Genomic DNA, 26866 nt, shown 5'->3' with positions numbered 1-26866 from the left:
GGAATCGAAGATGCTCACACTCTCACCACGCCCGCACGGCCCGCGCCGATCGAGCAGCAGACCGCTCGACGTCGCGGCCTCTCTCGTCCTCACGGTCGGTCTGCTCGGCTCCGCCGCGCCCGCCGCCCTCGCGGCCGACGCGGCGCCGACCGCACAGCCCCAGGTGTCACCGTCCTCGGCGGCGACGGCCGCCGAGAGCCCCGCCCTCGAGCGATCGGTCACCGCCGCGTTCGAGCCGTTCGACACCGGGAACCCCGGTCAGAAGGGCGTCCGGGTGAAGTACACGGTGCGCCTCAAGAACACCGGCGACGTCCCGCTGAACGTCTTCCTCGCGGAGATCCCCCAGCCCGGCAACGCACCGATCAAGGTCGCCGTCGGCGAGACCAAGGACGTCACCCGGCCCTCCCTCCTCACCGACGACGAGCTGCGCAGCGGCGTCTGGTCCTTCTCCTCTGCCGGAGAGGCGTACACCCCCAACGGCGTCCGCATCGACGCGAGCGTGAGCGCCACGATCCCCGTCCCCGGTGCGCAGCCGGCCACGCCTGCCCCGGCACCGACAAAGCCCGCGACGCCGTCTCCGACGCAGCCCGCCACCCCTGCGCCGACGTCGGCGGCGACCGTTGAGCACCCCGCCCTCGAGCGGACGGTCACCGCCACGTTCAGCCTCGGCGAACCCACCACGGGTGGTGAGGAGCGCGCCATCCGAATCGATTACACAACTCACCTCAAGAACACTGGCGACGTTGCGCTCAACGTGTTCCTCGACGCCTACCCACAGCCGAACAAAGCGCCGATCACACTCGCTGTGGGCGAATCCAAGGACCTCGACCCTGACTTCGACCTCGAAGTGCCGAGCAGGCTGGAGAGCGGTTCGTGGCGCTTCACCACAGCGGGTACGGCGTACACCCCGACGGGAGCTCGCGTCGACGCAGGCATCGACACCCTGATCCCTGTCCCCAAGAGTTTGTTGCCCGTACCGACCCCTGCGCCGTCGCGGCCCGCGACACCGTCTCCGTCGCAGCCGGCCACGCCGACGCCGGGGCCTTCGACGGCGCCGGCGAGCACTGATCCTGCGGTGACGGTGACGATAACGGGGAAGTTCCTGACGGAGCCGGGTGAGCTGGTGAAGGAGGGCACTCGTGTCCAGTTCACGTACGACGTGAAGAACACCGGCGGAGTCGATCTGAAGGACGTCCTCGGGCGCAAGACGTTCAAGGTCGGGGAGTCCTTCCTGCTGAACACGACGGAGGCCGTGGTCAGTGCCCAGAACCTCAAGGACGGCTTCGTCCCGGCCGAGGCGAAGCTGGTCCGGGGAACCCTCCCGGACGGAACGCGCGTCACGGTGTCGGCGCCGTTCGTGTACAAGCTCCCCATTCCCGAGAAGCCCCCGATCCCCGTGCCCGCGCCGGATCTGGACGTGAAGATCGCCGGAACGTTCCAGGTGAAGGAGGGCGAGCCGGTCGTCGCGGGCACGAAGGTGAGGTGGGTCGCTGAGCTCACCAACACCGGCAACGTCGCGCTGCGCGACCTGCAGGTCGCGGACAGCGAGAAGCTCGCCGAGCTGCCCGCCGGTGAGACCGGCGTGGTCTCCTTCGAGACCGAGGTGACCGAGCGCGACGTCTTCAACCACTCGATCTGGGTCGCCTCCCTCGCCACCGCCACCACGCCCGAGGGCACCACGTTCACCAAGTCGACCCTCGGCACCCTGGGCATCCCCACGGTCATCCCCTTCACCCCGCTGACGCCCGCTTCGACGGTGGCCCCCACTCCGATCGGCCCGGACGCGAAGCCGACCGCCACCCCGCTCTCGGGCGGCGCGACCCGGCCGGCCGCGGAGGTGACTGTCCCGACCGCCCCCGCGGCTGCCGCGGCGTCGTCGAAGCAGTCGACCTCCGGTCACCTCGCCTCCACCGGATCCGACGCCGCGGCGCTGCTGCCCGCCGCCGGAGTCCTCGGCCTCCTCGGCGCACTGGGCGTGTTCCTCGGCCGTCGACGCCGGGGGCGCACGGCCACCGACTAGAGCTCGAACCGTCCCGGTGAGCGAGGCGAGTCAGTCGCCGAGACGGAACCGCTGTCGACGAGGGGCCGCCGTGCATCGCGCACGGCGGCCCTTCTCGTGCGTCCGCGCTGAGCGACGTGCCGCGACATCCCGGTGTGAGACGTGAGGGGGCGCTCCGAAAGCTGTGACACTTCCTCAGTCACCCTTCGTGCTCCGCCGAGTCTCCCAGGAGTTGCAGTTGCTCTCACGTACGCCCCCGACGCCACTATCGCGCCGATCGAGCGGTCGCCCGCTCGACGTCGCAGCGTCCCTCGCCCTGACCGTCGGTCTCCTCGGCTGCGCCGCGCCCATCGCCCAGGCGGCCGATGCGACCCCGACCACCGTCGGTGCCGACCCGGCGCCGACCGCCCTCGGTCAGTCCGCGCCGCCCGCGAGCACCACGGGAAAGCCCCCGTGGAAGGGGACGTTCGACGTGTTCTTCCCGTCGGCACCCGTCGCCGTGGGCACGAAGATCACGGTCAAGGCGCACCTCGTCAACACCGGCACCGTCCCGCTGAAGGTGACCATCGACCCGCTTCCCCAGCCCGGCGGCGCTCCCGTCGACATCGCTCCCGGCGAGAGGAAGACCTTCGTCGGCGAGTCGACCGTCACGGCGGAGGAGCTCCGCACGGGCACCTGGGCCCTCGACATCTCGGTCCGATCCGTCAGCCCCGACGGCTCCGTCGACGTCACGACCTCGAATCTCCGGAAGCCGTTCCCTGCGGTCGTGCCGACCACGCCGCCCTCGCAGCCCGCCACGCCGGCTCCGGCACCGACGCAGCCCGCCACGCCCGTACCCACGTCGGCGCCGTCCGTCGAGCACCCCGCCCTCGAGCGCACGGTCACTGCCACGTTCAAGCCCGGCGAACCCTACGCCGATGGAAGCGAGAGCCCCTTCGTCATCGACTTCACGATCCACCTCAAGAACACCGGCGACGTCCCGCTCAACGTGTTCCTCGACAACTGGCAGCGTGGTACTCCGATAACACTCGCAGCAGGCGAATCCAAGGACGTCGGCCCTGCTCGCACTTATGTCACCCCGAGCGACGTGGCGGACGATTCGTGGCGCTACACCACGACAGGTTCGGCCTACACCCCGAAGGGAGCGCGCATCGATGCAGACGTCGACACCGTGATCCCTGTCCCCAAGAGTCTGTTGCCTGTACCGACGCCCGCGCCGTCGCAGCCCGCCACGCCGTCTCCGTCGCAGCCGGCCACGCCGACGCCGGGGCCTTCGCCCGCGCCGGCGAGCACTGATCCTGCGGTGACGGTGACGATAACGGGGAAGTTCCTGACGGAGCCGGGTGAGCTGGTGAAGGAGGGCACTCGCGTCCAGTTCACGTACGACGTGAAAAACACCGGCGGAGTCGATCTGAAGGACGTCCTCGGGCGCAAGACGTTCAAGGTCGGCGAGTCGTTCCTGCTCAACACGACGGAGGCCGTGGTCAGTGCGCAGAACCTCAAGGACGGATTCGTCCCGGCCGAGGCGAAGCTGGTCCGGGGAACCCTTCCGGATGGTTCGCGGGTGACGGTGTCGGCGCCGTTCGTGTACAAGCTCCCCATTCCCGAGAAGCCGCCGATCCCCGTGCCGGCGCCGGATCTGGACGTGAAGATCGCCGGAACGTTCCAGGTGAAGGAGGGCGAGCCGGTCGTCGCGGGAACGAAGGTGAAGTGGGTCGCCGAGCTCACCAACACCGGCAACGTCGCGCTGCGCGACCTGCAGGTCGCCGACAGCGACAAGCTCGCCGAGCTGCCCGTCGGTGAGACCGGCGTGGTCTCCTTCGAGACCGAGGTGACCGAGCGCGACGTCTTCAACCACTCGATCTGGGTCGCCTCCCTCGCCACCGCCACCACGCCCGAGGGCACCACGTTCACCAAGTCGACCCTCGGCACCCTCGGCATCCCCACGGTGACCCCGACCCCCGCGCCGACCCCGCCCCCGACCCCGACGCCCGGTCCGACGACCGGTCCGACCGCGACCCCCACGGCGGGCCCCACTCCGGTCGGCCCCGACGTCCCGCCGAGCGGCGGCGCGGTCGCGCCTGCCGCCGGAGCAGCGAGCAGGGCGGGTAAGGAGATCGCGGTCCCGACCGCCCCCGCTGCAGCATCGTCGTCGTCAGCGAAGCAGTCGACCGCGGGTCATCTCGCCTCGACCGGTTCCGACGCCGCCGCCGTGCTGCCCGCCGCCGGAGTCCTCGGCCTCCTCGGTGCGATCGGCGTGCTCCTCGGACGCCGCCGCCGGCGCAACGGCACCGCCACCGAGTAGTCACCACGACGAGCCGGCGGGTGATGGCGGTCACCCGCCGGCTCCTCTCGTCCCACCCGGATCGGGGTGGTCCTCCCCCGAACCCACCCCGCGGAGCGGGGGCAGCGAGGACTCGGGAACACAGCCATCTCGGCCAAACAGCACATTCCGTGCCATTTTCTTCCGGCCCTCGAAACTGTCGACATACGTTTCCCCTGTTGCTCAGCGCACCGCTCGGTTCGACCGAGTGCCGCCGCCCCGCCGATGCTCATCGAGTTCGGACGGGAGCGGCCCGGCCGCTGCTGAGCCGCCCGGAACGCACCGCTGCGTGTCTCCGGGGCTCCTCCCCCGTGCGAGGTCCCCGGTCCGTCGCGCCTCGGAGTCCTCGACCCCTGCGTCGGCGATCCGTCACTCCGCCCTCCGATCGAAAGACACCGCCATGTCACGCATCACCTCCGCCACTCCGTCCACCCGCCGCACCCGCGCGCTCCTCCGCTCCCTCGCGGTCACCGCCGCCGTCGGGATCGCCGTCACCGGCGCCTCGTTCCAGATCGCGCCGACCGCCTCCGCCGCTCCGGCCGCGGCCGCCTCGACCTTCGGGCCCGACGGCACGCACTACCCCTCCGACACCCCCGACATCCGCTCCGCGCTCCCCGCCGGCACGACCGTCGTCGACGTCGCCGCCTCGGGCCCCGCGATCCGCGCCGCGCTCGACGCCCTCACGCCCGGCCAGATCGCCGCCGGCGCCGTGGTCCGTGTGGCCCCGGGACGCATCGACGACCTCTCCGCGCTCGACGGCTACACGAACTCCGGCCCGCTCAAGGTGCTGATCACGGCCCGCGACGGCTTCCAGTCCGTCACCGGCGGCAGCTGGATGCTGAAGGGCGTCACCGGCATCACCCTGATGCGCTTCGACATCGGCTCGATCGATGTGAAGGGCGCGACGCACTCCTCGTTCGCCTGGCTGCGGATCGCGAACAACTGGATCGGCCTCGCCGCCTTGTCCGGGATTCCCGTGCGCGACGTCGAGCTGCTCGAGATCGTCGAGCCGGAGTCGAAGCTCAAGAGCGGCGACTCGGCGCAGATCAAGGCGTACGCACCGAACACGGTGAGCGACGTGCTGGTCGCGGGTGACTACATCGCCCCCTCCTACTACCTCGACAAGCAGTACGGCGGCGGCGCGAACCCTGCGCGCCCGCACACGGACAGCCTCCAGATCGAGGGCGCCGGCATCGTCGGCCAGGTCACCGTCCGCGACACCGCCGTCTTCAGCTCGAACAACAGCGCCGTCATCGTCGGCGGCGTGAAGAACGTCCTCTTCGACCACGCGCTGATCGTCGGCGGCGACGTCGCTGCCCGGCGCTACCCGTTCCTGCAGGGCGGCGCCGGCTACCCCGGGGCCGTCAACGGCAAGGGCAGCGTCAGCGCGATCCAGGGCAAGGGCGGCGGCAACGTCGACGCCACCGACTCGATCTTCACCGGCTCGCTGCAGCCCACCTGGAACGCCGTCTCCGGCTCCCGGACCACCCTCACCGGCAAGGTCGCCCGGAGCGGCGGCTTCTCCGTCGACACCGCGCTCAGCGCGCTGACCGCCGACGGCCTCGACGCGCTGGCTCCGCGGCCGACGACGGCGTACCTCGCCGGCGCCTGGGACCACGTCACCGTCTCGGGCGGCACGACGTCCTCGTCCGCGAAGGCCGCCACCCGCTCGGTCGCTCCGGCGCCGGCCGCGTCCGCCGCCCCGAAGACCACCCCGGCCCCGAAGACCACCGCGGCTCCGAAGGCGGCCACACCGGCTCCGGCGGTGCCCACTGCGAAGGCCAGCACCGCTCCGAAGGCGACCGCGGCTCCCGCACCCGCCGCCACCCGGGCGCCCGCGGCCGCGAAGCCGGCTCCGAAGAAGGCCGCCGTCGACCGGACCGCCCCGACAGTCACGATCACCTCGCCGCGCTCCGGCTCGGTGCTGGGCGGCACGACGACCGCCACCGTCACCGCGACGGACGACACCGCCGTCACCCGCGTCACGTTCCTCCTCGGCGGCACCGAGGTCGGCGACGCCGCGCAGAACGCGGACGGCACCTGGTCGCTGACCACCAGCACCGCGGGCAAGCACGGGACCTTCCCGCTCACCGCGCGGGCCACCGACGCCGCCGGCAACAGCACCGTCAGCGCGCCGGTCACCGTCACCCTGAAGTAGCGCCCGGCGGGTGGATCTCGATACGCCCGCTGCGCGGGCTACTCGATCAGCATGGAAGGGGCCCCTCCCTTCCCATGCTGGTCGAGTAGCCCCGCAGGGGCGTATCGAGACCCGGCGCCGCCGGAAGGTGCGGGCCTGCAGGCAGGTGCTCGGAGGCGGGTGGATCTCGATGCGCCCGCTGCGCGGGCTACTCGATCAGCATGGAAGGGGCCTTTCCCTTGTCTTGGTGGTCGAGTAGACCCGCAGCGGGCGTATCGAGACCCGGCGTCGCCATGAGGGCGGGCCTGCAGGCTCGTGCTCGGGCGCGGGTAGAGGGCCGTGATCAGAGGCGGCCGAGCACGGCGATGTCCTCGAGGAACGCGGCGTTCACCTCGGCGGAGACCGTCGCCCGGGTCGCGGTGATCGCGGTGACGTAGTCGTCGAGACCCGGGCCGCGGGCGGCGTCCGCGCCGGCGTAGACGGCGTGCTCGAGGGCGGACTGCGACGCCTTGCGGGCGGCGTACTCGATGTCGGCCGGGGAGAAGCCGTCGGTGAGCTCGACCAGTCGGCCGGTGTCCACGCCGACCGAGCCGGCCGGGAGGTAGCGGGCCCAGATCGCGGCACGCGCCTCCTCGTCCGGCAGGCCGATCGGGATCACGTAGTCGAAGCGGCCGTGGCGGAGGAAGGCCGAGTCGAGCGAGCGGATGAAGTTCGTGGCGCAGATCAGCAGGCGGTCGCTCTGCTCGCGGAAGGCCGGGATGATCTTCAGCAGCTCGTTGGTCACGCCCTGCGTCGGCGACGGCGGCTCGCCCTGGCGGTGCGAGGCGATCTCCTCCACCTCGTCGATGAAGACGACGGCGCGCTCGAGCTCGGAGACCATCAGGAAGGTCTCGCGCAGCGCTCCGGCCAGCCCCTTCGGATCGGCGGCGAGCCGGGAGGGGAACACCTCGACGAACGACCACTCGAGCCTCGACGCGATCGCCTTCGCGAAGGTCGTCTTGCCCGTGCCGGGCGGGCCGAACAGCACGACGGCACTCGGCGGCGCCACTCCGAAGCGCTCGGCGAGCTCGGGCTGCGCGAGCGGCATGACGAGACGGCGCTCCAGGAGGGCCTTCTCGGCGCTCATGCCGCCCACCTGCTCCCAGAGCCCGCGCGGGAGCACGCGCCCGCCCAGCTCGGCCAGCAGCTTCAGCTCCTCGCGCTGCACCGGGATCCGGCGCTCGAAGTAGTGCAGGTTCTGCTTCTGCTCGAAGCCCTGCCGGAGGAAGGCGCCGGTGCGGGTCTCGGCCGCGGGCATCAGCGCCGACAGCTTCGAGACGCCGGTCGGCGCCATGCGCGCCTCGAGGGCGGCCAGGAGGGAGGAGCCGATCCCCCGCCCCCGCGCCTCCGGTGCGGTCGCGAGGAAGACGACCCAGCCCTGCGCGTGCGCCGCGCGGCCGACCGCGGCGCCGACGATGTGGTCGCCCTCGATCGCGACGACGGCGTGGTCCTTCGCGCAGGAGGCGAGCACCTCCGCGAGGTTGTAGACGGGCTCGGCATCGGCGGCCGTCACGTGCTCCCAGAGCCGGAGGATGCCGTCGACGTCCTCGGCGTGGTAGTCGCGGACGCGCCAGCCGGTCATGCGGCTCCCTCCCCCGCCTGCCCGGGCAGCCGGTCGCGGTCGTACGTGATCGTGCTGTAGCCGTGCGGCACGGGCGCTCCGCTCTCATCGAGGCTGACGAAGACGATCCGGTCGATGGCGAGGATGCTGCGCCGCGTCACCATGTTGCGCACCTCCGCGCGCATGGTGAGCGAGGTGCGGCCGAAGCCGGTCGCCCGCAGTCCCATCTCGATCAGATCGCCCTGGACCGCGGAGGACACGAAGTCGATCTCGGAGATGAACTTGGTGACGGCCCGCGGGTTGCCGAGCTGGAGGATCGCGTAGATCGCGGCCTCCTCGTCGATCCAGCGGAGCAGGCTGCCGCCGAAGAGGCTGCCGTTGGCGTTCAGGTCCTCCGGTCGCACCCAGCGGCGGGAGCGGAAGGTGATGTCCTGCTCGGCGGCTGCGGCGGCGGCTGCGGCGGTGGCGGCTGCGGCGTCGCGGTTCACGGGGCGGGCGGGATCAGATCGCGGGCAGGAGGACGTCGCGCACGAGCGCATCGAGCTTCGCGTCGGCGTCGAGGAACTGGCGGAGGGTCCGGCGCACGGCGCCGAAGTCGTCGAACTCCTCGATCGTCATGCCGTCCTCGAAGTACGCGCGGTGGAACTCGGGCACGCGCTCGAGGAGGGTCTCGAGGATCTCGGGCGCGACCGGCACGTCGATGCGGTGCAGATCCACCGGCAGCTCGTTCTCGTTGATGAGGACCTGCCACTCGAAGGGCGGGGAGACGACGAGGTCGCCGCCGACGAGCTCGGACCACTGCAGGTGGTTGCGGAAGGCGGCCGAGAGCACGCGCGAGCGGTAGCCGCGCTCCTGGAAGATCCGGTACGCCTCCTTGAGCGCGGCGACGCCGGCCCACTCGAGCACACCCGGGTCGACGAGGATGCGATTCGCGGCGACGCTGGCCTTCATCCAGTCGTCGAGGCGCCCGCCCATGATGGTGACGACCGAGCCGAACTCGCGCTCCGGCTCCCCGTCCGCGGCGCGGCGGTCGAGGCCGCGCTCGATAGCCTCGGCGACGGCCACGGCCTGGGCGACGGTGAAGGAGACCGTCGCGTTGATGCTGACGCCGCGGTAGGTCGCCTCCTCGATCGCCTGGATGCCCTTCGCGGTCGCCGGGATCTTCACGATGATGTTCTCGGCCAGGCCGGAGAAGCGGACGGCCTGCTCGACCAGGGCGTCGACGTCGCGGTGCAGACGAGGGTCCGTCTGCACGGAGAGGCGGCCGTTGCGCCCGCCGCTCGCGCGGAAGGCGGGCAGCAGGAGCGAGGCGGCCTGCACCGAGAGCTCCTCGATCGCGAGCCAGCCCAGCTCGCTCTCGCCCGCGGTCGGGTGCTCGAGGGCGAGCTCGGCGAGGCGCGGGCCCCAGACGTCGAGGTTGCGCTGGATCGTCGTGAAGGCGATGACCGGGTTGCAGGTCGCGCCCACGGCGCCGAAGCTGAGCGATCGGGCGAGCTCGATGGGATCGGCCGAGTCGTTCCAGAGGCTGGTGGGGCTCCCCTCCGCCGCGGTCCGCAGCGGGAGGGTGGTCGTCGTCGCGGTCTCGCTCAAGGTCTTCTCCGATGAAGGTTCGGCGCGCTGCGCCTGCGTGTGCTGAACGCCTCCACCTTACCTCAGGACGTCAGATTGTCCGAACAAACTGTCTAGACCGGCCCTGACATAGCCCATTCATGTAAGCGCTACTATTGACAGGACAAGTTGTCCACGAGGGGATCCGGTATGGCTCAGGCCGAGCAGACACTGCCCATGGAGCTGTTCCTGCGGCTCGACCGATCGAGCCCGATGCCGCTGTACCACCAGATCGCGACGCTGCTCGAGAGCGCGATCCTCGATGAGACCCTCCCCGCCGGTGCGCGCCTCGAGAACGAGGTCGCTCTCGGGGCGCGCCTGGGCATCTCCCGGCCGACGATCCGCCGGGCGATCCAGGACCTCGTCGACAAGGGCCTCCTCGTCCGCCGGCGCGGCGTCGGCACGCAGGTCGTGCACGGCAGGGTGACGCGCAACGTCGAGCTCACCAGCCTCTACGAGGACCTGGAGCGGACCGGGCAGAAGCCGGCGACGACGGTGCTCGACTCCTCGATCGGGGTCGCGGACGACACCGCCGCGGAGGCGCTGGGCGTCGAGGTCGGCAGTCCCGTCGTCCACCTCCGACGCCTGCGCACCGCCGACGGCGTGCCGATCGCGATCCTGGACAACGTGCTCCCGGCCGACTTCACCGACCTCGACCTCGCCGCCCTCGAGAGCCACGGCCTCTACCAGCTGCTGCGGGCCCGCGGCGTGACGATGCGCGTCGCGAAGCAGCGCATCGGCGCTCGCGGGGCGACCTCGGCCGAGGCGCAGCTGCTCGATCTGCGGAAGGGCGCCGCGGTCCTGACCATGTCGCGGACCGCCTTCGACGTCTCCGGTCGCGCCGTCGAGTTCGGGCAGCACTGCTACCGGCCCGACCTCTACTCGTTCGAGGTGACGCTCGTGGACCGGTAGCGATCGCCGCGAAACACGGAAGGAGGGGCTCGATCCGCGGATCGGGCCCCTCCTTCGTGCGATCAACGCGGGTCAGCGCCCCGCGGGCTGCACGACCTGGATCGCCTGGGTGCGGAAGTCCGTCTCGATGTCCTCGAGCGAGCGGCCCTTGGTCTCGGGGACGGCCTTGAACACGAAGAACAGCGAGACCAGGTTCACCGCGACGAACAGGGCGAAGGTGCCGGTCGAGCCGAGAGCGGCGTTCACGATCGGGAACGCGAACGAGATGGCGGCGTTCACGGTCCAGAGCACGAAGACGGCGATGCCCATCGCGAAGCCGCGGATCGCGAGCGGGAAGATCTCCGAGAGCAGCAGCCAGACGCAGGTGCCGATGAAGCACTGGACGAAGGCGACGAAGAGCATCATCGCGGCGAGGATCAGGTAGCTCACCGCGTCGGACTGCGGGAGCGTGAAGATCACGGCCAGCAGCGCCTGTGCACCGACGACGCCCGAGAAGCCGATGATCAGCATCTTCCGGCGGCCCACGTAGCCGAGCAGCACGATGCCGAGGATCGTCGTGAGCACCGAGGTCACGCCGACGCCGATGGTCGCGACCAGCGACGCGCTCACGCCCAGACCGCTGTTCTCGAGGATCGTCGGCGCGTAGTAGTTGACGGTGTTGATGCCCGTCGCCTGCTGCACCGTCGCGAGTCCGCAGCCCACGTAGAGCAGCCGGCGCATCCAGCGGTTGTCGCGGAGGTCGCGGACGGCGCGGCCCTTCTCGGTGCTCGCGGTGCGCGTCGACTCGGCGATCTCGTCGTACTCCTTGGCCGACTCCGCCGGCTCGCGGCTGAGATTGAGGATCCGCTTGGCATCGCCGAGCCGCCCCTGGATCGCGAACCAGCGCGGCGACTCCGGGAGCACGAGCATGCCGATCAGCAGCGCGATCGCGGGGACCGAGGCGACGGCGAGCATGATGCGCCAGACGTTGTCGTCCTGGATGAGCGCGTCGAGCGCGGCGTTGATGGCGAAGGCCGCCATCTGGCCGGTCACGATCATCAGCTCGTTGATGGTCACCATCCGGCCGCGGCGGTTCGCCGGTGCCATCTCCGCCAGGTAGAGCGGCACCGTGACGGCGGCCGCGCCGACGCCCAGGCCCAGGATCACGCGGGCCAGGATCATCAGCGGCACGTCGGGGGCGAGCGCGCAGCTGACGGCGCCGATCAGGAACAGCAGGCTGCAGACGAGGAGCGTGCCCCGGCGGCCGAGCTTGTCGGCCAGTCGGCCGCCGATCAGAGCGCCGCCGGCGGCGCCCGGGAACAGGAGCGAGGAGACGACGAGCGCCTCCTCGACCGAGGTCATCTCGAGCGCGTCCTTCATGTAGAGCAGGGCGCCGGAGATGACCCCCGTGTCGTAGCCGAAGAGGAGGCCGCCGAGGGTCGAGATGATGGTCAACCGCGTCAGGAAGCCGCGGGACGCCCCCTTGCCCGGGGAGGTGGGTGCTGATGACAACGACATTGTTCGTCCTTTGCTGAGAAGTCGGACCGAAGGCGGGTCGGTGGCGTCGGGGCCGGGGGTTGCGCAGCCGATCACGGACCTCGCCTCGAGCGAGTGTCGCCAGTGTAGGCAGGCAATCGACGTAATGTCCAGACATTATGCGTCGAGGGGCGGGGCGGGCGGGGCGGACTGCTCTGCAGTGCTGGGCGCGGAGCCGGCGGTGCGGGGGCCGAGGGCGTCCTGGTGGGTGGGTCTCGATACGCCGCCTGCGGCGGCTACTCGACCAGCATGCAATCGCGACGCGGTCTGGCTGCGGGCAGGGCGGGGCGGTGTGGAGCGGGTCTCGATGCGCCGCCTGCGGTGGCTGCTCGACCAGCATGCAGTGGGGGCGCCGGCGGACATGCTGGTCGAGTGGCCCCGCAGGGGCGTATCGAGACCCTCCCACCGCGAGGACGTCGGCCACTCCCCCGCAGCGCTCCCTCCGGAGGGCGCGTCGACGCGACGCGTGACAGTCGCGAGCGCATGTAGTAACGTCGTGCATATGTCAGCACATTGCTGAAGCAGACACCGTCACCAGGACGGCGACGACGACGAGACGCCCGGGGTTCCCGGGCAGGAAGTTGTACAGCGGAGTATGACCGAGCACAGCGCAGCGCCCTCGACGAGCGCTCCCTTCGACCTGATCACCATCGGGCGCTCCGGCGTCGACATCTATCCGCTGCAGGACGGCGTCGGCCTCGAGGACGTCGAGACCTTCGGCAAGTACCTCGGCGGCAGCGCCGCCAACGTGACGGTGGCCGCCGCGAAGCACGGCCTGAAGGCCGCGATCATCACCCGCACCGGCGAGGACCCCTTCGGCCGCTTCGTCAGCCGCGAGCTGGAGCGCCTCGGCGCCTCGGCCCGCTTCGTCCGGACGGTCCCGGGGCTGAACACGCCCGTGACGTTCTGCGAGATCTTCCCGCCGGACGACTTCCCGCTCTACTTCTACCGCGCGCCGAAGGCCCCCGACCTGATGGTCTCGGTCAACCAGCTCGACCTCGACTCGATCGCCCGGGCGCGCATCTACTGGTCGACGGTCACCGGCCTCTCCGAGGACCCGAGCCGCACCGCCCACCACACGGCCTGGGAGGCGCGCGAGCGCCGCCCGCTGACGATCCTCGACCTCGACTACCGGCCGATGTTCTGGAAGTCGCCCGAGGTCGCGCGCCGCGAGGTGTCCCGCGCGCTCGAGCGCGTGACGATCGCCGTCGGCAACCGCGAGGAGTGCGAGATCGCCGTCGGCGAGACCGACCCGCACCGCGCCGCCGACGCGCTGCTCGACCGCGGTCTCGACCTCGCGATCGTGAAGCAGGGCCCGCGCGGCGTGCTCGCCAAGACGAGGGACGAGACCGTCGAGGTCCCGCCCTACCCGGTCGACGTCGTGAACGGGCTCGGCGCAGGCGACAGCTTCGGCGGCGCCCTCTGCTACGGGCTGCTGCAGGACTGGTCGCTGGAGGAGGTGCTCCGCTTCGCCAACGTCGCCGGAGCGATCGTCGCCGGCCGCCGCGAGTGCTCGACCGCCATGCCCTCGACCACCGAGGTCGCCGACATCGTGAGGACGATCCAGAATGCCGCTGTCTGACACCCTCGCCGCGCTCGACTTCGAGGCGCTGCGCGAGATCCGCACCACCGCTCCCGAGACCGTCCTGACCCGGGTCCGCGACCGGGCCCGCCGCCCGCTGCTCGCGGAGGACGGCCGCCTCTTCATCGTCGCCGCCGACCACCCCGCCAGGGGCGCGCTCGGCGTCCGCGACGATCCGACCGCGATGGCCGACCGCTACGAGCTGCTCGCCCGCCTCGTCACCGCTCTCGAGCGGCCGGGCGTGGACGGCGTGCTCGGCACGCCCGACATCATCGAGGACCTCGCCCTGCTCGGCGCGCTCGAGGGGAAGATCGTCGTCGGCTCGATGAACCGCGGAGGCCTCAAGGGCGCCCGCTTCGAGATGGACGACCGCTTCACCGGCTACGACGTGCCCGGCATCGTCGCCTCGGGGATCGACTTCGCGAAGCTGCTGATCCGCGTGAACCTCGCGGACTACGCGACCGCGTCGACCATCGAGGCCACCGCCCGCGCCGTCGACGCGGCGGCGGCGGCGCGCGTGCCGATCATGCTCGAGCCCTTCCTCAGCCGCTGGGAGAGCGGAGCGATCCGGAACGACCTCTCCCCCGAGGCGGTCATCACCTCGATCGCCATCGCCGCGGGCCTCGGGAACACCTCCGCGTACTCCTGGCTCAAGCTGCCCGTCGTCCCCGAGATGGAGCGGGTGATGGCCGCCACGACGCTGCCGACCCTGCTCCTCGGCGGCGATCCCACCGGGCGCCCCGACGAGACCTACGCGTCGTGGGGTGCGGCTCTCGCGCTCCCCGGCGTCCGCGGCCTCGTCGTCGGGCGCACCCTCCTCTACCCGGCCGACGGCGACGTCGCGGCAGCGGTCGACACCGCCGCCGCGCTCGTGCACGGCTGACTCCACCCCTCCCCTTCGAGAAGAGAACAGGAACCATGTCCGAGACCATCGGAACCACTCCCCTCCACCAGCTCGCCGTCGTCCCGCACTGGATCGACGGACGCGAGTCGCCGTCCTCCTCGGGCCGCACCGCCCCGGTCTTCGACCCCGCGCTGGGTGTCGCGACCAAGGAGGTCGCCCTGGCCGATGCGGACGAGATCGCCGCGGCGATCGCCTCCGCCAAGGCCGCGTTCCCCGCCTGGCGCGACCTCTCGCTCGCCAAGCGCCAGCAGATCCTCTTCCGGTTCCGCGAGCTGCTCGAGGCGAAGAAGGGCGAGCTGGCCGAGATCATCACCTCCGAGCACGGCAAGGTCGTCTCGGACGCGCTCGGCGAGATCACCCGCGGCCAGGAGGTCGTCGAGTTCGCGACCGGGCTCGCGCACCACCTCAAGGGCGAGTACTCGGAGCAGGTCTCCACCGGCGTCGACGTGTACTCGACGAAGCAGCCGCTCGGCGTGGTGGGGATCATCTCGCCGTTCAACTTCCCGGCGATGGTGCCGATGTGGTTCTTCCCGATCGCGATCGCGGCCGGCAACACCGTGATCCTCAAGCCCAGCGAGAAGGACCCGACCGCGGCGATCTGGCTCGCGAAGCTGTGGAAGGAGGCCGGCCTGCCCGACGGCGTCTTCACGGTGCTGAACGGCGACAAGCAGGCCGTCGACGGACTGCTGACCTCGCCCGACGTCCGCTCGATCTCGTTCGTCGGCTCGACCCCGATCGCGCAGTACGTCTACGAGACCGGGACGAAGCACGGCAAGCGCGTGCAGGCCCTCGGCGGCGCGAAGAACCACATGCTGGTGCTGCCCGACGCGGACCTCGACCTGGTGGCCGACTCGGCGATCAACGCGGGCTTCGGCTCGGCCGGTGAGCGCTGCATGGCGATCTCGGTCGTCGTCGCGGTCGAGCCGGTCGCGGACGAGCTGATCACCAAGATCCAGGAGCGGGCGTCGAAGCTGCGCATCGGCGACGGGCGCCGCGGCTGCGACATGGGACCGCTCGTGACCGAGGCGCATCGCGACAAGGTCGCCTCCTACATCGGCATCGCCGAGCAGGACGGCGCCGAGGTCGTCATCGACGGCCGCGGGATCGAGGTCGACGGCGACGAGAACGGCTTCTGGCTCGGCCCGACGCTGCTCGACAAGGTGCCGACGACGTCGCGCGCCTACACGGAGGAGATCTTCGGACCGGTGCTCTCGATCGTCCGCGTCGCCTCCTACGAGGAGGGCGTCGAGCTGATCAACACCGGTGCCTTCGGCAACGGCACGGCGATCTTCACCAACGACGGCGGGGCCGCGCGGCGGTTCCAGAACGAGGTCGAGGTCGGGATGATCGGCATCAACGTGCCGATCCCGGTGCCGGTGGCGACGTTCTCGTTCGGCGGCTGGAAGTCGTCTCTCTTCGGCGACACCAAGGCCCACGGCGCGGAGGGCGTGCGCTTCTTCACGCAGCAGAAGGCGATCACCTCGCGCTGGCTCGACCCCTCCCACGGCGGAATCAACCTGGGCTTCCCCCAGAACTGACGTCCGCCACCAGGAGGGGTGGATCTCGATACGGACGCTCCGCGTCCTACTCGATCAGCATGGGGCGCCCACCCGCCGCAGGCCGCGCAGCGGTCCACCCGCCGGCCGAGCGGCCGCCCGCCCATGCTGGTCGAGTAGCCGCCGCAGGCGGCGTATCGAGACCCGCCCCATCAGCACAGATCACCACGACGACGGAAGGTCGCAGATGACCACGCAGAACGAGTGGGTGTTCCCGAAGGGGACCCTGCCGCGCGACGGCTGGGAGTCCGTCGTCGACGGCGGCGTCCCCGGCTGGCAGCACACCGGCCTCCGGGTCGCCGACCTCGCGCCCGGCGACGAGCTCGCGCTGCCCGCCGAGGGCGTCGAGCGCCTCGTCGTCCCCCTGTCCGGATCGTTCACGGTCCGGCACCAGAGCTCGGGCCCGTCGGAGACCACCCTGCTGGAGGGTCGGGCCTCGGTCTTCGACGGCCCGAGCGATGTCCTCTACCTCTCGAGCCTCGCCTCCGCGACGCTCGAGGGGCAGGGGCGCGTCGCCGTGGCCGAGGCCCCGGCCGACGACGTGCACCCGAGCCGCCACATCCTGCGGTCCGAGGTGCCGGTCGAGCTCCGGGGCGCGGGCCGCTCCAGCCGGCAGGTGCACAACTTCGGCACGCCGCAGGCTCTCGCGGCCGGCCGGTTCATCGTCTGCGAGGTGATCACCCCGGCCGAGAACTGGTCGAGCTACCCGCCGCACAAGCACGACGAGCTGATCCCCGGGCAGGAGTCGCGGCTCGAGGAGATCTACTACTTCGAGACGGCGGTCTCGAAGGGACTCGACGCCCCCGCCCAGGCGGACCCGTTCGGCTTCCTCCGCACCTACTCGTCGCCGGCCGGCGAGATCGACGTCCTGGCCGAGGTGCGGACCGGCGACATCGCCCTGCTGCCCTACGGCTGGCACGGCCCGTGCGTCGCCGCACCCGGCTACGACCTCTACTACCTGAACGTGATGGCCGGACCCGATCCCGACCGCGTCTGGAACATCTCCGACGATCCGGCGCACGGCTGGATCCGCGCGACCTGGGACGGCCAGGACATCGATCCCCGGCTCCCCTACGGCCCCGACACCTCCCGCTGACGCGGACCTCCGACGAAGAAGGACAGCACCGACATGAGCACCACCAGGCGGATGACCGTCAGCCAGGCCCTGATCGAGTTCCTCGCGAACCAGTGGACCGTCGACGGCGAGCACCGCGAGCGCACGATCGCCGGCACCTTCGGCATCTTCGGCCACGGCAACGTCGCCGGGATCGGCCAGGCGCTGAAGCAGTTCGAGGTCGAGCAGCCCGGCGCGATGCCCTACCACCAGGCCCGCAACGAGCAGGCGATGGTGCACCAGTCCGTCGGCTGGGCGCGGATGCGCCGCCGGCGCTCCACCTTCGCCAGCGCGGCGTCCGTCGGACCCGGCGCCGCCAACATGCTGACCGGAGCCGCGCTCGCCACCACGAACCGCCTCCCCGCGCTGCTGCTGCCCAGCGACACCTTCGCCACCCGGGTCGCGGACCCGGTGCTGCAGCAGATCGAGCTGCCGCACGACACGAGCGTCCAGGTCACCGACGCGTTCCGCCCGCTCTCGCGCTTCTTCGACCGGGTCGACCGCCCCGAGAAGCTGTTCTCGATCGCCCTCGCCGCGATGCGCGTGCTGACCGACCCCGCCGAGACCGGAGCGGTGACCATCGCGCTGCCCGAGGACGTCCAGGCCGAGACGCTCGACGTGCCGGAGGAGTTCCTCGCGCCGCGCGAGTGGCACGTCCGCCGGCCGCTGCCCGAGAAGGGACCGCTGGCGCGTGCCGTCGCGGCGATCCGCTCCGCCCGGAACCCGATCGTCGTCGCGGGCGGCGGGGTGCTCTACTCCGGCGCCGAGGACGCCCTCCGCGCGCTCGTCGAGGCCACCGGGATCCCGGTCGGCACCTCGCAGGCCGGCGGCGGCTCGCTGCACTGGGACCACCCGCAGTACCTCGGCGGCATCGGCGCGACCGGCACCACCGCCGCCAACCGCCTCGCGGCCGAGGCGGACGTCGTCATCGGGATCGGCACCCGCTACTCCGACTTCACCACCGCGAGCCGCACCGCGTTCCAGAACCCCGACGTGACGTTCGTGAACATCAACGTCGCCTCGTTCGACGCCTACAAGCACGGCTCGCAGCTGCCCGTCATCGCCGACGCCCGCGAGGCGCTCGAGGCGCTGCTCCCGGCGCTCGAGGGCTGGCGGGTCGGCGACGGCTGGTCGCAGAAGGCGGCGGAGGAGAAGGGCGCCTGGGACGCCGCGGTCGACCGCGCCTTCGAGCCGTCCGGCCTCGACCTGCCCGGCCAGACCGAGATCATCCACGCCGTGCAGTCGGCCTCCGACCCCCGCGACGTCGTCATCCAGGCGGCCGGCTCGCTGCCCGGCGACCTGCACAAGCTGTGGCGGGTGCGCGACAGCCTCGGCTACCACGTCGAGTACGCCTTCTCCTGCATGGGCTACGAGATCGCCGGCGGACTCGGCGTGCGCCGCGCCGCTCCCGACCGCGACGCCATCGTGATGGTCGGCGACGGCTCCTACCTGATGCTGCACACCGAGCTGGTCACCGCGGTGGCCGAGGGGTTGAAGATCATCGTGGTGCTGATCCAGAACCACGGCTACGCCTCGATCGGGCACCTCTCCGAGACCGTCGGCTCCGAGCGCTTCGGCACCTGGTACCGGTACCAGGACGAGCGCGGGCTGTTCCAGGGGAACGATGTCCTGCCGGTCGACCTCGCCGCCAACGCGCGCAGCTACGGGGTGAACACGATCGAGGTCCAGCCCGGGCCGGACGCGATCGCCGACCTGCGCGCGGCGGTCACGGCCGCGAAGGCGTCCGACACCACCACGCTGATCCACATCCACAGCGACCCGCTGCTCTACGCGCCCGACGGCGAGGGCTGGTGGGACGTCCCCGTCTCGGAGGTCGCCACGCTCGACTCGACGATCAGCGCCCGCGAGGCCTACGTCGAGCAGCGCCGCCTCCAGCGCCCCCTGCTCGGCTGACGCCGACTCCCTCCACCCCATCAGCATCGACCAGAAGGACACCGTCGTTCCATGAGCACCGACTCGACCACCCCCGGCTCCGCGCAGGGCCTGCGCATCGGCACCGCCCCCGACTCCTGGGGCGTGTGGTTCCCCGACGACCCGGGCCAGATCCCGTGGCGCCGCTTCCTCGACGAGGTCGTCGCGGCGGGCTACGAGTGGATCGAGCTCGGGCCCTACGGCTACCTGCCGACCGACCCGCACGAGCTGGAGGACGAGCTCGGGTCCCGCGGGCTCAAGCTCTCGGCGGGGACCGTCTTCACCGGCTTCCACAAGGGCGAGGACCAGTGGAAGCGCGCCTGGGACCAGGCGCTCGACATCGCCGGACTCGCCTCGAAGCTCGGCGCCGAGCACCTCGTCGTGATCCCGGACCTCTGGCGGTCCGACGCGACGACCGAGATCCTCGAGTCGCGCACCCTCGACGACGAGCAGTGGGCGGAACTGGCGAAGGGCCACGACCAGCTCGGCAAGGCGCTGCTCGACGAGTTCGGGATGAAGCAGCAGTTCCACTCGCACGCGGACAGCCACGTCGGCACCTACCGCGAGGTCGAGCGCTTCCTCACCGAGACCGACGCGGCGTACACGAACCTCTGCCTCGACACCGGGCACTTCGCCTACTACCTCGGCGACAACGTCAAGCTGATCGAGGCGTTCCCCGAACGGATCGGCTACTTGCACCTCAAGCAGGTCGAGCCGGACGTCCTCGCCGCCGCGCTCAAGAACGACACCCCGTTCGCCACCGCCGTCGCCCAGGGCGTCATGACGGAGCCGCCGCACGGCGTGCCCGCCTTCGCGCCGATCATCGAGGCGGTCGCGAAGATCGACCCCGAGATCTTCGCCATCGTCGAGCAGGACATGTACGGCGTGGACATCGACCTGCCCGGCCCGATCGCCGAGCGCACCTTCCGCCACATCTTCGGCTGCACCGCGATGGCCCGCGTCCGCTGACGCCGGCACCCCGTTCCCAAGGAGAACCAGACCATGACCCTCACCGACACCTCCGCCACCGCGGCACCCGCGATCACCGGCGACCTCCGCGTCGCCGTCGTCGGCGCCGGCATGATGGGCGCGGACCACGTCCGCCGCATCACGCAGAAGATCTCGAACGCGACCGTCACCGCGATCGTCGAGCCGTTCGAGGAGCGGGCGCAGGCCGCGGCCGCCCTCGCTCCCGGCTCGGTCGGCGTCGGCACGATCGAGGAGGCGATCGACCGCGACCTCATCGACGCCGTCGTGATCGCCACCCCCGGTCCGTACCACGTGCCGGTGCTGCTGCCGGCGCTCGAGGCGAAGCTCGCGATCCTCTGCGAGAAGCCGCTGACCGAGGACTCCGAGGACGCCCTGCGCATCCTCGAGGCCGAGCAGAAGCTCGACCGCCCGTACATCCAGGTCGGCTTCATGCGCCGCTTCGACGACGAGCACATCCAGCTGCAGGAGCTGATCCGCGGCGGCGAGCTCGGCGCGCTGCTCGGCACGCACCACCGCCACCGCAACGCGGCCGTCCCGGACAGCTACCGGAACACGATGCTGATCAGCGACTCGGTCGTCCACGAGATCGACATCGTCAACTTCCTGACCGGCGAGAAGATCGTCGGGATCGAGGTGAAGAATCTCAAGCGCAACTCGCTGAACGCCGAGGGCTTCAACGACCCGATCCTCGCGCTGCTCTACACGGAGTCCGGGATCCTCGCGGACGTCGAGATGAACGTGAACGTGCGCTTCGGCTACGAGGTGACCACCGAGGCGGTCTTCGAGCAGGGCATCGCGAACATCGGCGCCACCCGCGGACTGGTGCGCCGCTTCGGCGGCACGATCTCGCAGGCCGAGAACCCGTCGTTCAAGGAGCGCTTCAGCGCCGCCTACGACGCCGAGTTCCAGGCCTGGGTCGACGCCGCGCGCGAGGGCCGCATCGGCGGTCCCTCCGCCTGGGAGGGCTACCTCGCGACGGTCGCCGCCGAGGCCGGCGTCCGCGCGATCACGGACGGGACGCTCGAGTCCGTCGAGTACATCGCCCAGCCCGCCTTCTACGCGTGAGGATCGGACCATCGTGAAGATCGCCCTCGACCCCACCCCGTTCCACAGCACGCACGAGCTGCTCGAGTTCCCGCGGCTCGTCGCCGACCTCGGCTACGAGTGGCTGCAGCTGACCCCGCACCCCGACTTCATCCCGTTCCACCGGCGCGCTCGTGCCGACGACGAGCTGGTCGGCGCCCTGAAGAAGGCGGTATCGGACGCCGGCATCGGCATCTGCGCGCTGCAGCCGGTGCTGCGCTGGTCCTCCCCCGACGAGTCGCTGCGCCGGCACGCGGTGAGTCACGCCAAGCGCGTGATCGAGATCGCGGTCGAGCTGGGGGTGCCGGTGATCAACACCGAGTTCAGCGGCCGGCCCGAGGCGCAGGAGGACTCCGAGAACTCGTTCCACCGCTCGATGGAGGAGCTCGTACCGATCCTCGAGCGCGAGGGCGTGCGGATGAACTTCGACCCGCACCCGGACGACTTCGTCGAGGAGGGCCGGGAGGCGCTGCGGGTGCTGCGCGGGGTGAACTCCCCCGCGATCGGCTTCGTCTATGTCGGCGCGCACAGCTTCCACCTGGGCGGCCCGGGCGGCGACGCCGAGGGGATCGTGGCGGCGGCGGGCGACCGGCTGGGCGCGGTCTTCGCGGCCGACACCTTCGACCACCACCGCTCGCACGGCCTGCGCTACATCTCGAACCCGCCCGGCAACGCGGCGCGCATCCACCAGCACCTCGCGATCGGCGACGGCGACGTCGACTGGCCGCAGCTCTTCTCTGCGCTGGCCGCGAACGGCTTCCTCGACCGCGAGGAGTCGATCCTGGTCTCCAACGTCTTCGCCGAGGACGAGACCGCCGAGGAGACGTCCCGCGCCCAGCTCGCCCGGATCACCGCGCTGATCGCCGCTGCGCGGGGCTGACGCGCCGGGGCCGGGCACGGCGGAGGGGCCGCTGCACAGCGCGGGTACGAGGGTCGCTCCTCGTGCCCGCGCTGTTCTTCATCCACCGGCATCGGCTAGAATGTAAGGACATTCTTACTCAAAGGAGTCCCCATGCCTCTCGTGCGCATCGACCTCACTCGCGGCCGCACCCCCGAGGGCGTCCGCGCCCTCGCCGACGCGATCCACACCGCGATCGTCGAGGTCTACGGCATCCCGCCGCGCGACCGGTTCCAGATCGTCACCCAGCACGACGCGGGCGAGATCATCGCCGAGGACGCCGGGCTCGGCTTCGAGCGCGAGGCGGACGACGTCGTCGTCGTGCACGTCTTCACCCAGCGCGGGCGCACCGACGAGATCAAGCAGGCCCTCTACGCGCGGATCGCCGAGCGGCTCGGCGAGGTCGGCGTCGCCGGCAGCAGCGTCTTCATCGGCTACGTCGAGAACGGTCCGCAGGACTGGTCCTTCGGCTTCGGCGCCGCGCAGTACCTCACCGGGGAGCTGGCGGTGCCCCGCGCCGTCCCCACCACCGCATGACCGGCCGCCATCGCTCGACCGGCCGCTGCCGCTCGACCGGCCGCTGCCGCGCGACCGCCCCGCGGCGCCGCTGACGTGCCGGCGCATCCGGTCGAGCGCGGCTCGGCGCTGACGGCCTGGGGGCAGGTGCTGCGGGACCTGCGCCGGCGCCTCGACTCCGGCGAGTTCCCGGCCGGGGCGCGCCTCCCGGCGGAGTCCGCGCTCGTGCTGGAGTACCGCGCCAGTCGCGCCACGGTGCGGCGGGCCGTGGCCGAGCTCGCGGTCCAGGGGCGCGTGCGGACGCGGGCCGGCTCGGGCACCTACGCGAGCACGAGGAGGGACGCCCGGGTGCGGCTCGATCTCTCCCTGCCCTGGCGGGAGCAGGTGCTCGGCGCCGGTCGCGAGGCGCGCTCCGAGGACCTGGCCGACCCGCCCGCGGGCGAGGCGGTGCCCGAAGCGGTCGCCGCGCTGGTCGGCGGCTCGGCGGTCGAGGCGTTCCGCGACGCCGTCCGGCGCCGGCACCTCGTCGACGGCGTCCCGATCGGACTCGTCGAGGGGTGGTCCGCGCTCTCCGGCGGGACGGGCGCCGTCGACGACGCGACGCGCCTCGTCGAGCACAGCGTCCTCGAGCTCGACAACGCCTCGCGCGAGCAGGCCGTGGCGCTGGGCGTCCCCGTCCTCGCGCCGCTCGTCGTCGTGACCGCGCGCCTCAGTCTCGCGACGACCGGAGAGGCGGTCGGCGTCACGCGGACCAGCTGGGCGACGTCCCGCGTGCGCCTCGTGCAGTCGCGGACGCTGACCGCCGGATCGAGCGACCTCCGCCGCCCCTGAGCGCTCGCTCCTGAGCCCCGCTCCGAGCCCCCAGCTCCTGAGCCCCCAGCTCCCGAGCCCTCCCCCGGCGGTCCGCCGGAGCGGACCGTCCGGGGCAGACCGGTCCGGTCGAGCGGACGGATCGAGCCCTTCCGGGCCGTCGGCGTCCAAATGTCTAGACATTCTATTGACGCCCCTCCAGCGCGCTCCTATCGTGAGGCCCGGCGATGACGCCACCACCGGGCGGACGCGATCCGCACGGCGAACCCGAAGGGACACGACGAAGTGAAGCTCTCGAAAACGACGCGGATCACCGGCGCACTCGCGCTCACCGCCTCCGCCGCCCTCCTCCTCACGGCCTGCACCGGTGGCGGAGCGGCCACCACGGATTCCGCGGGTGGGCTCTCGGACGGACTCGGCAGCCGGGCGGAGAACCGCAACGCCTACTTCTTCACCTACTACAACCCCGCGAGCGACGTCTTCTGGGCTCAGATCGAGAAGGGCGCGACCGACGCGGCGCAGCTCGGCGGACTCGACCTCACCTCGCAGACGGCCGACGGCGACCCGGACAAGATGGTCGACCTGGTCAACACCGCGATCGCGACCAAACCCTCCCTGATCCTCATGCCCTTCAACGAGGGCGAGAAGTGGGTCCAGGTCGCCTGCGACGCCCACGAGGCCGGCATCACGGTCATCGCCTACAACGTCCCCGCCCCCGAGTCCGCGAGCGACTGCGTGACCGGCTTCGTCGGCCAGGACTTCCGCGAGGTCGGCACGATCGTCGGGAACGCCCTGATCGACCAGGTCGATCTGAAGGCCGGCGACGAGGTGCTCTTCGCCGCGGAGGAGCCCGACCAGAACTACGCGATCCAGCGCGGCGGCGGCGTCCAGGACGCCCTCGACGAGGCGGGGATCGACGTGCAGGGCGAGTACCTGCGCACCACCGGCACCGACGCCGACGCCCTCGACGCGATGACCTCCTGGCTCACCGCGCACCCGAACGCGAAGGCCGTCGTCCCGCTGGGCGGCACCCCGCACCGCAACGCCGTCGCCGCCGAGGACGCCGCCGGCGTCACGATCCCGATCATCGGCTTCGACACCTCGACCCAGGTCGTGGACGGCATCAAGTCCGGCCGCATCCTCGCGACCGCCGACCAGCAGGGCTACGTGCAGGGCTACCAGTCGGCGATGCAGGGCGTCCTGAACCTGGACTTCGGCCTCTCCCCGGCGAACATCAACTCCGGCGGACTCGGTCTGATCACGAAGGACAACGTCGACCTGCTCGAGGCGAAGGACCTCCAGGGCATCCGCTACTGATGCCGGTGCCGCCGCGGACCCCTCCCGCGGCGGCGCCCCCTCCCCGTTCTCCATCCGCGCCCGCAGAGAGCCGAATCACGTGACCTCCTCCGTCAGACCGCCGTCCACCCCCGAACCCGTCCTCGTCGCGCCGCTCGCGACGCAGGGCATCCATCAGCCGCAGCCCGGCCGCCGTCTCGCCGACAACGTCGCCGTCACCCGCGGCGACCGGTTCCGCGAGAACCTCCGCTACACCCGCGGTCGCGGGGCGCTGGAGATCGGCATCATCACCGCCGTCGTCTTCGTCGCCTTCTCGATCACGAGCCTCCTCGCCCCGACCGCCTTCCCGTTCCTCTCCGAGAGCAACCTCTCGGGGGTGATCTCGCAGTCGATCCCCGTCTACGCGATCCTCTCGATCGGCGCCGGCATCCTGATGATCACCGACGAGTTCGACCTCTCGCTCGGCGCGAACATCGGCTTCTCCGCCATCGTCTTCATCCGCGTCACCGAGTCGGCCGGCTGGCCGATCGGCGCCCTGGTCGGCATCGCCGCCGCGGTGAGCATCGCGCTGATCAACGGCGTGGTCGTCATCGCGACGAAGATCCCCTCCTTCATCGCCACGCTCGGGCTCGGCTTCTTCTGGCTCGGCGCCAGCTACTTCGTCAACGGCACCGCCCCGGCGGTGCTGGCCTCCGACGACGGCCTGAAGACCCTGTTCGCCGGCGACTTCGGCTTCTTCCGCTCGCAGCTGATCTGGATGATCCTCATCGGGGTCGTCGCCTGGGTGTTCCTGCACCGCCACAAGGTCGGCAACCACCTCTTCGCGGTCGGCGGCAACGCCGCGGCGGCCAAGGCGATCTCGATCAACCCGGTCAGGGTGAAGCTGCTCGCGTTCGCGCTGCTCGGTCTCATGGTCGGCGTCGCCGCGATCCTGATCTCCGTCCGCACCAGCGCGATGCAGCCCGGCACGACCCAGGACTACACGCTGCTGGCCATCGCCGGCGCCGTCGTCGGCGGCTGCTCGCTCAACGGCGGCCGCGGCTCGATCACCGGCATGATCGTCGGCGCCGCGCTCATCCAGCTCATCCAGAACGGCCTCATCCTCGCCAAGGCGCCCGGCTTCTACGTGCAGCTCTTCGTGGGCCTGCTCATCGTCGTCGCCGCCGTCTTCAACAAGCTCATGGAAGGGAAGGCGTCATGACCGAGGCCTCCACCGCCGGGATCCTCACCGAGGCGGCGAACGCCGGGCACATCGACGACTACCTCCTGCGCGTCGAGGGCATCACCAAGAAGTACGGGCAGAACACCGTCCTGAACGACGTCTCGTTCGACATCGGCAAGAGCGAGGTGGTGGGCCTGCTCGGCGACAACGGCGCCGGCAAGTCCACGCTGGTGAAGATCCTCTCCGGAGTCGTCCCGATGACCTCGGGCGACTACTCCTGGGACGGGAAGCTGCAGCCCAAGGTGGACCGCTCGGTCACCGAGGAGCTCGGCGTGGAGACGATCTTCCAGGACTCGGCCCTCGTGCCGACGATGTCGATCAGCCGCAACATCTTCATGGGGCGCGAGATCACCAACCGCCTCGGCTTCATGAGGATGAAGGAGATGGATGCGATCGCGACCGAGATCCTCGACACGGTCGTCACGATCGAGGGCATCAAGAGCTCGCGTCAGCTCGTCGCCTCACTCTCCGGCGGGCAGGCGCAGGCCGTGGCCATCGCTCGGGCCGTGCACTTCAAGCGGAGCCTGCTGATCCTCGACGAGCCGACCTCGGCCCTCGCGGTCCGGGCGACGGAGGCGCTGCTGAACTACCTGCGCCAGCTGAAGACGGAGGGCGTGAGCTCCATCCTCGTCACCCACAACCTGCACCACGCCTACCAGGTCTGCGACCGGCACATCGTGATGAACCACGGCCGCAAGATCCTCGACGTCCGCAAGGAGGACACCTCGGTGGAGGAGCTCACCGCCGCCGTCGTCGAGGGAGCCGAGGGCGTGCGCCGGTTCCGCGAGGGCGCCTCGCTCACCCAGGTGGTCTGACCGCCGCGCGGCAGCGCCTCGCCCGCCTCTCGGCGGTCGGGGCGCTGCCGCGCG

Annotated in this window: 21 protein-coding genes; 17 read left to right on the top strand and 4 right to left on the bottom strand. The window is 71.2% G+C overall.

Annotation, left to right across the window (positions count from 1 at the left end; genetic code table 11):
- Positions 1-10 precede the first annotated feature (10 nt).
- From C1I64_RS06515 to C1I64_RS06505, 3 genes are all read left to right on the top strand, one after another.
- Positions 11-2020: a DUF7507 domain-containing protein gene (locus C1I64_RS06515; RefSeq protein WP_127886630.1), complete on the top strand. Its 2010-nt coding sequence runs from the start codon at positions 11-13 to the stop codon at positions 2018-2020.
- Positions 2021-2237: 217 nt separating this feature from the next.
- Positions 2238-4304: a DUF7507 domain-containing protein gene (locus C1I64_RS06510; RefSeq protein WP_127886629.1), complete on the top strand. Its 2067-nt coding sequence runs from the start codon at positions 2238-2240 to the stop codon at positions 4302-4304.
- A 418-nt stretch (positions 4305-4722) separates the two neighbouring features.
- A complete protein-coding gene (locus C1I64_RS06505; protein ID WP_127886628.1) occupies positions 4723-6480 on the top strand; it encodes an Ig-like domain-containing protein in 1758 nt (585 codons plus the stop codon).
- A 322-nt stretch (positions 6481-6802) separates the two neighbouring features.
- On the opposite strand, the gene C1I64_RS06500 is transcribed toward C1I64_RS06505, so the two are convergent.
- Genes C1I64_RS06500 through C1I64_RS06490 form a run of 3 tightly spaced genes read right to left on the bottom strand, consistent with a single transcriptional unit; the run spans position 6803 to position 9649 of the window.
- Positions 6803-8080, bottom strand: a complete 1278-nt coding sequence (locus C1I64_RS06500; protein WP_127886627.1) for an ATP-binding protein — start codon at positions 8078-8080, stop codon at positions 6803-6805.
- Positions 8077-8547: an acyl-CoA thioesterase gene (locus tag C1I64_RS06495; RefSeq protein ID WP_244209412.1), complete on the bottom strand. Its 471-nt coding sequence runs from the start codon at positions 8545-8547 to the stop codon at positions 8077-8079. The genes C1I64_RS06500 and C1I64_RS06495 overlap by 4 nt, the downstream gene beginning before the upstream one ends.
- A 13-nt stretch (positions 8548-8560) precedes the next feature.
- Complete coding sequence (locus tag C1I64_RS06490; protein WP_127886625.1) at positions 8561-9649, bottom strand: transaldolase family protein; 1089 nt, start codon at positions 9647-9649, stop codon at positions 8561-8563.
- Between the two features lie 168 nt (positions 9650-9817).
- Here C1I64_RS06490 and C1I64_RS06485 point away from each other — a divergent pair, with 168 nt between their 5' ends.
- Positions 9818-10579: a GntR family transcriptional regulator gene (locus tag C1I64_RS06485; protein ID WP_127886624.1), complete on the top strand. Its 762-nt coding sequence runs from the start codon at positions 9818-9820 to the stop codon at positions 10577-10579.
- A 72-nt stretch (positions 10580-10651) separates the two neighbouring features.
- Here the strand turns inward: C1I64_RS06485 and C1I64_RS06480 are convergent, their stop codons facing one another.
- Positions 10652-12076, bottom strand: coding sequence for a sugar porter family MFS transporter (locus tag C1I64_RS06480; protein ID WP_127886623.1), 1425 nt, complete (start codon positions 12074-12076; stop codon positions 10652-10654).
- A 613-nt stretch (positions 12077-12689) separates the two neighbouring features.
- On the opposite strand from C1I64_RS06480, the gene iolC reads away from it, so the two are divergent.
- From iolC to C1I64_RS06415, 13 genes are all read left to right on the top strand, one after another.
- Complete coding sequence (iolC, locus tag C1I64_RS06475; protein WP_127886622.1) at positions 12690-13676, top strand: 5-dehydro-2-deoxygluconokinase; 987 nt, start codon at positions 12690-12692, stop codon at positions 13674-13676.
- A complete protein-coding gene (locus tag C1I64_RS06470) occupies positions 13663-14559 on the top strand; it encodes a Cgl0159 family (beta/alpha)8-fold protein (protein ID WP_127886621.1) in 897 nt (298 codons plus the stop codon). Before iolC ends, C1I64_RS06470 begins: the two co-directional genes overlap by 14 nt.
- Before the next feature lie 35 nt (positions 14560-14594).
- Positions 14595-16118 carry a CoA-acylating methylmalonate-semialdehyde dehydrogenase gene (locus C1I64_RS06465; RefSeq protein ID WP_127886620.1) on the top strand — a complete coding sequence of 508 codons (1524 nt, stop codon included), beginning with the start codon at positions 14595-14597 and terminating at the stop codon, positions 16116-16118.
- A 205-nt stretch (positions 16119-16323) separates the two neighbouring features.
- Entirely contained in the window at positions 16324-17232 is a 909-nt protein-coding gene (iolB, locus tag C1I64_RS06460; protein WP_127886619.1) for a 5-deoxy-glucuronate isomerase, read from the top strand.
- A 33-nt stretch (positions 17233-17265) separates the two neighbouring features.
- Positions 17266-19164 (top strand): 3D-(3,5/4)-trihydroxycyclohexane-1,2-dione acylhydrolase (decyclizing), encoded by a 1899-nt coding sequence (gene iolD, locus C1I64_RS06455; RefSeq protein ID WP_127886618.1) that lies wholly within the window; start codon positions 17266-17268, stop codon positions 19162-19164.
- 51 nt (positions 19165-19215) lie between these two features.
- The gene (locus tag C1I64_RS06450) at positions 19216-20151 is read left to right on the top strand and encodes a sugar phosphate isomerase/epimerase family protein (RefSeq protein ID WP_127886617.1); all 936 of its coding nucleotides are present in this window, start codon (positions 19216-19218) and stop codon (positions 20149-20151) included.
- A gap of 33 nt (positions 20152-20184) precedes the next feature.
- Positions 20185-21237, top strand: coding sequence for a Gfo/Idh/MocA family protein (locus C1I64_RS06445; protein WP_244209411.1), 1053 nt, complete (start codon positions 20185-20187; stop codon positions 21235-21237).
- Positions 21238-21250: 13 nt separating this feature from the next.
- Entirely contained in the window at positions 21251-22135 is an 885-nt protein-coding gene (locus C1I64_RS06440) for a sugar phosphate isomerase/epimerase family protein (protein WP_127886616.1), read from the top strand.
- 132 nt (positions 22136-22267) lie between these two features.
- Complete coding sequence (locus C1I64_RS06435; RefSeq protein ID WP_127886615.1) at positions 22268-22690, top strand: tautomerase family protein; 423 nt, start codon at positions 22268-22270, stop codon at positions 22688-22690.
- Between the two features lie 75 nt (positions 22691-22765).
- Positions 22766-23500, top strand: coding sequence for a GntR family transcriptional regulator (locus tag C1I64_RS06430; protein ID WP_127886614.1), 735 nt, complete (start codon positions 22766-22768; stop codon positions 23498-23500).
- A 264-nt stretch (positions 23501-23764) separates the two neighbouring features.
- Positions 23765-24796, top strand: coding sequence for a substrate-binding domain-containing protein (locus C1I64_RS06425; RefSeq protein WP_159422825.1), 1032 nt, complete (start codon positions 23765-23767; stop codon positions 24794-24796).
- 79 nt (positions 24797-24875) lie between these two features.
- Positions 24876-25976 (top strand): ABC transporter permease, encoded by a 1101-nt coding sequence (locus C1I64_RS06420; protein ID WP_127886612.1) that lies wholly within the window; start codon positions 24876-24878, stop codon positions 25974-25976.
- A complete protein-coding gene (locus C1I64_RS06415; protein ID WP_127886611.1) occupies positions 25973-26812 on the top strand; it encodes an ATP-binding cassette domain-containing protein in 840 nt (279 codons plus the stop codon). The genes C1I64_RS06420 and C1I64_RS06415 overlap by 4 nt, the downstream gene beginning before the upstream one ends.
- Positions 26813-26866 lie beyond the last annotated feature (54 nt).

The sequence above is a fragment of the Rathayibacter festucae DSM 15932 genome, assembly GCF_004011135.1.
Taxonomy (GTDB): domain Bacteria; phylum Actinomycetota; class Actinomycetes; order Actinomycetales; family Microbacteriaceae; genus Rathayibacter; species Rathayibacter festucae.
This window is presented reverse-complemented; position numbering and strand designations above follow the sequence as displayed.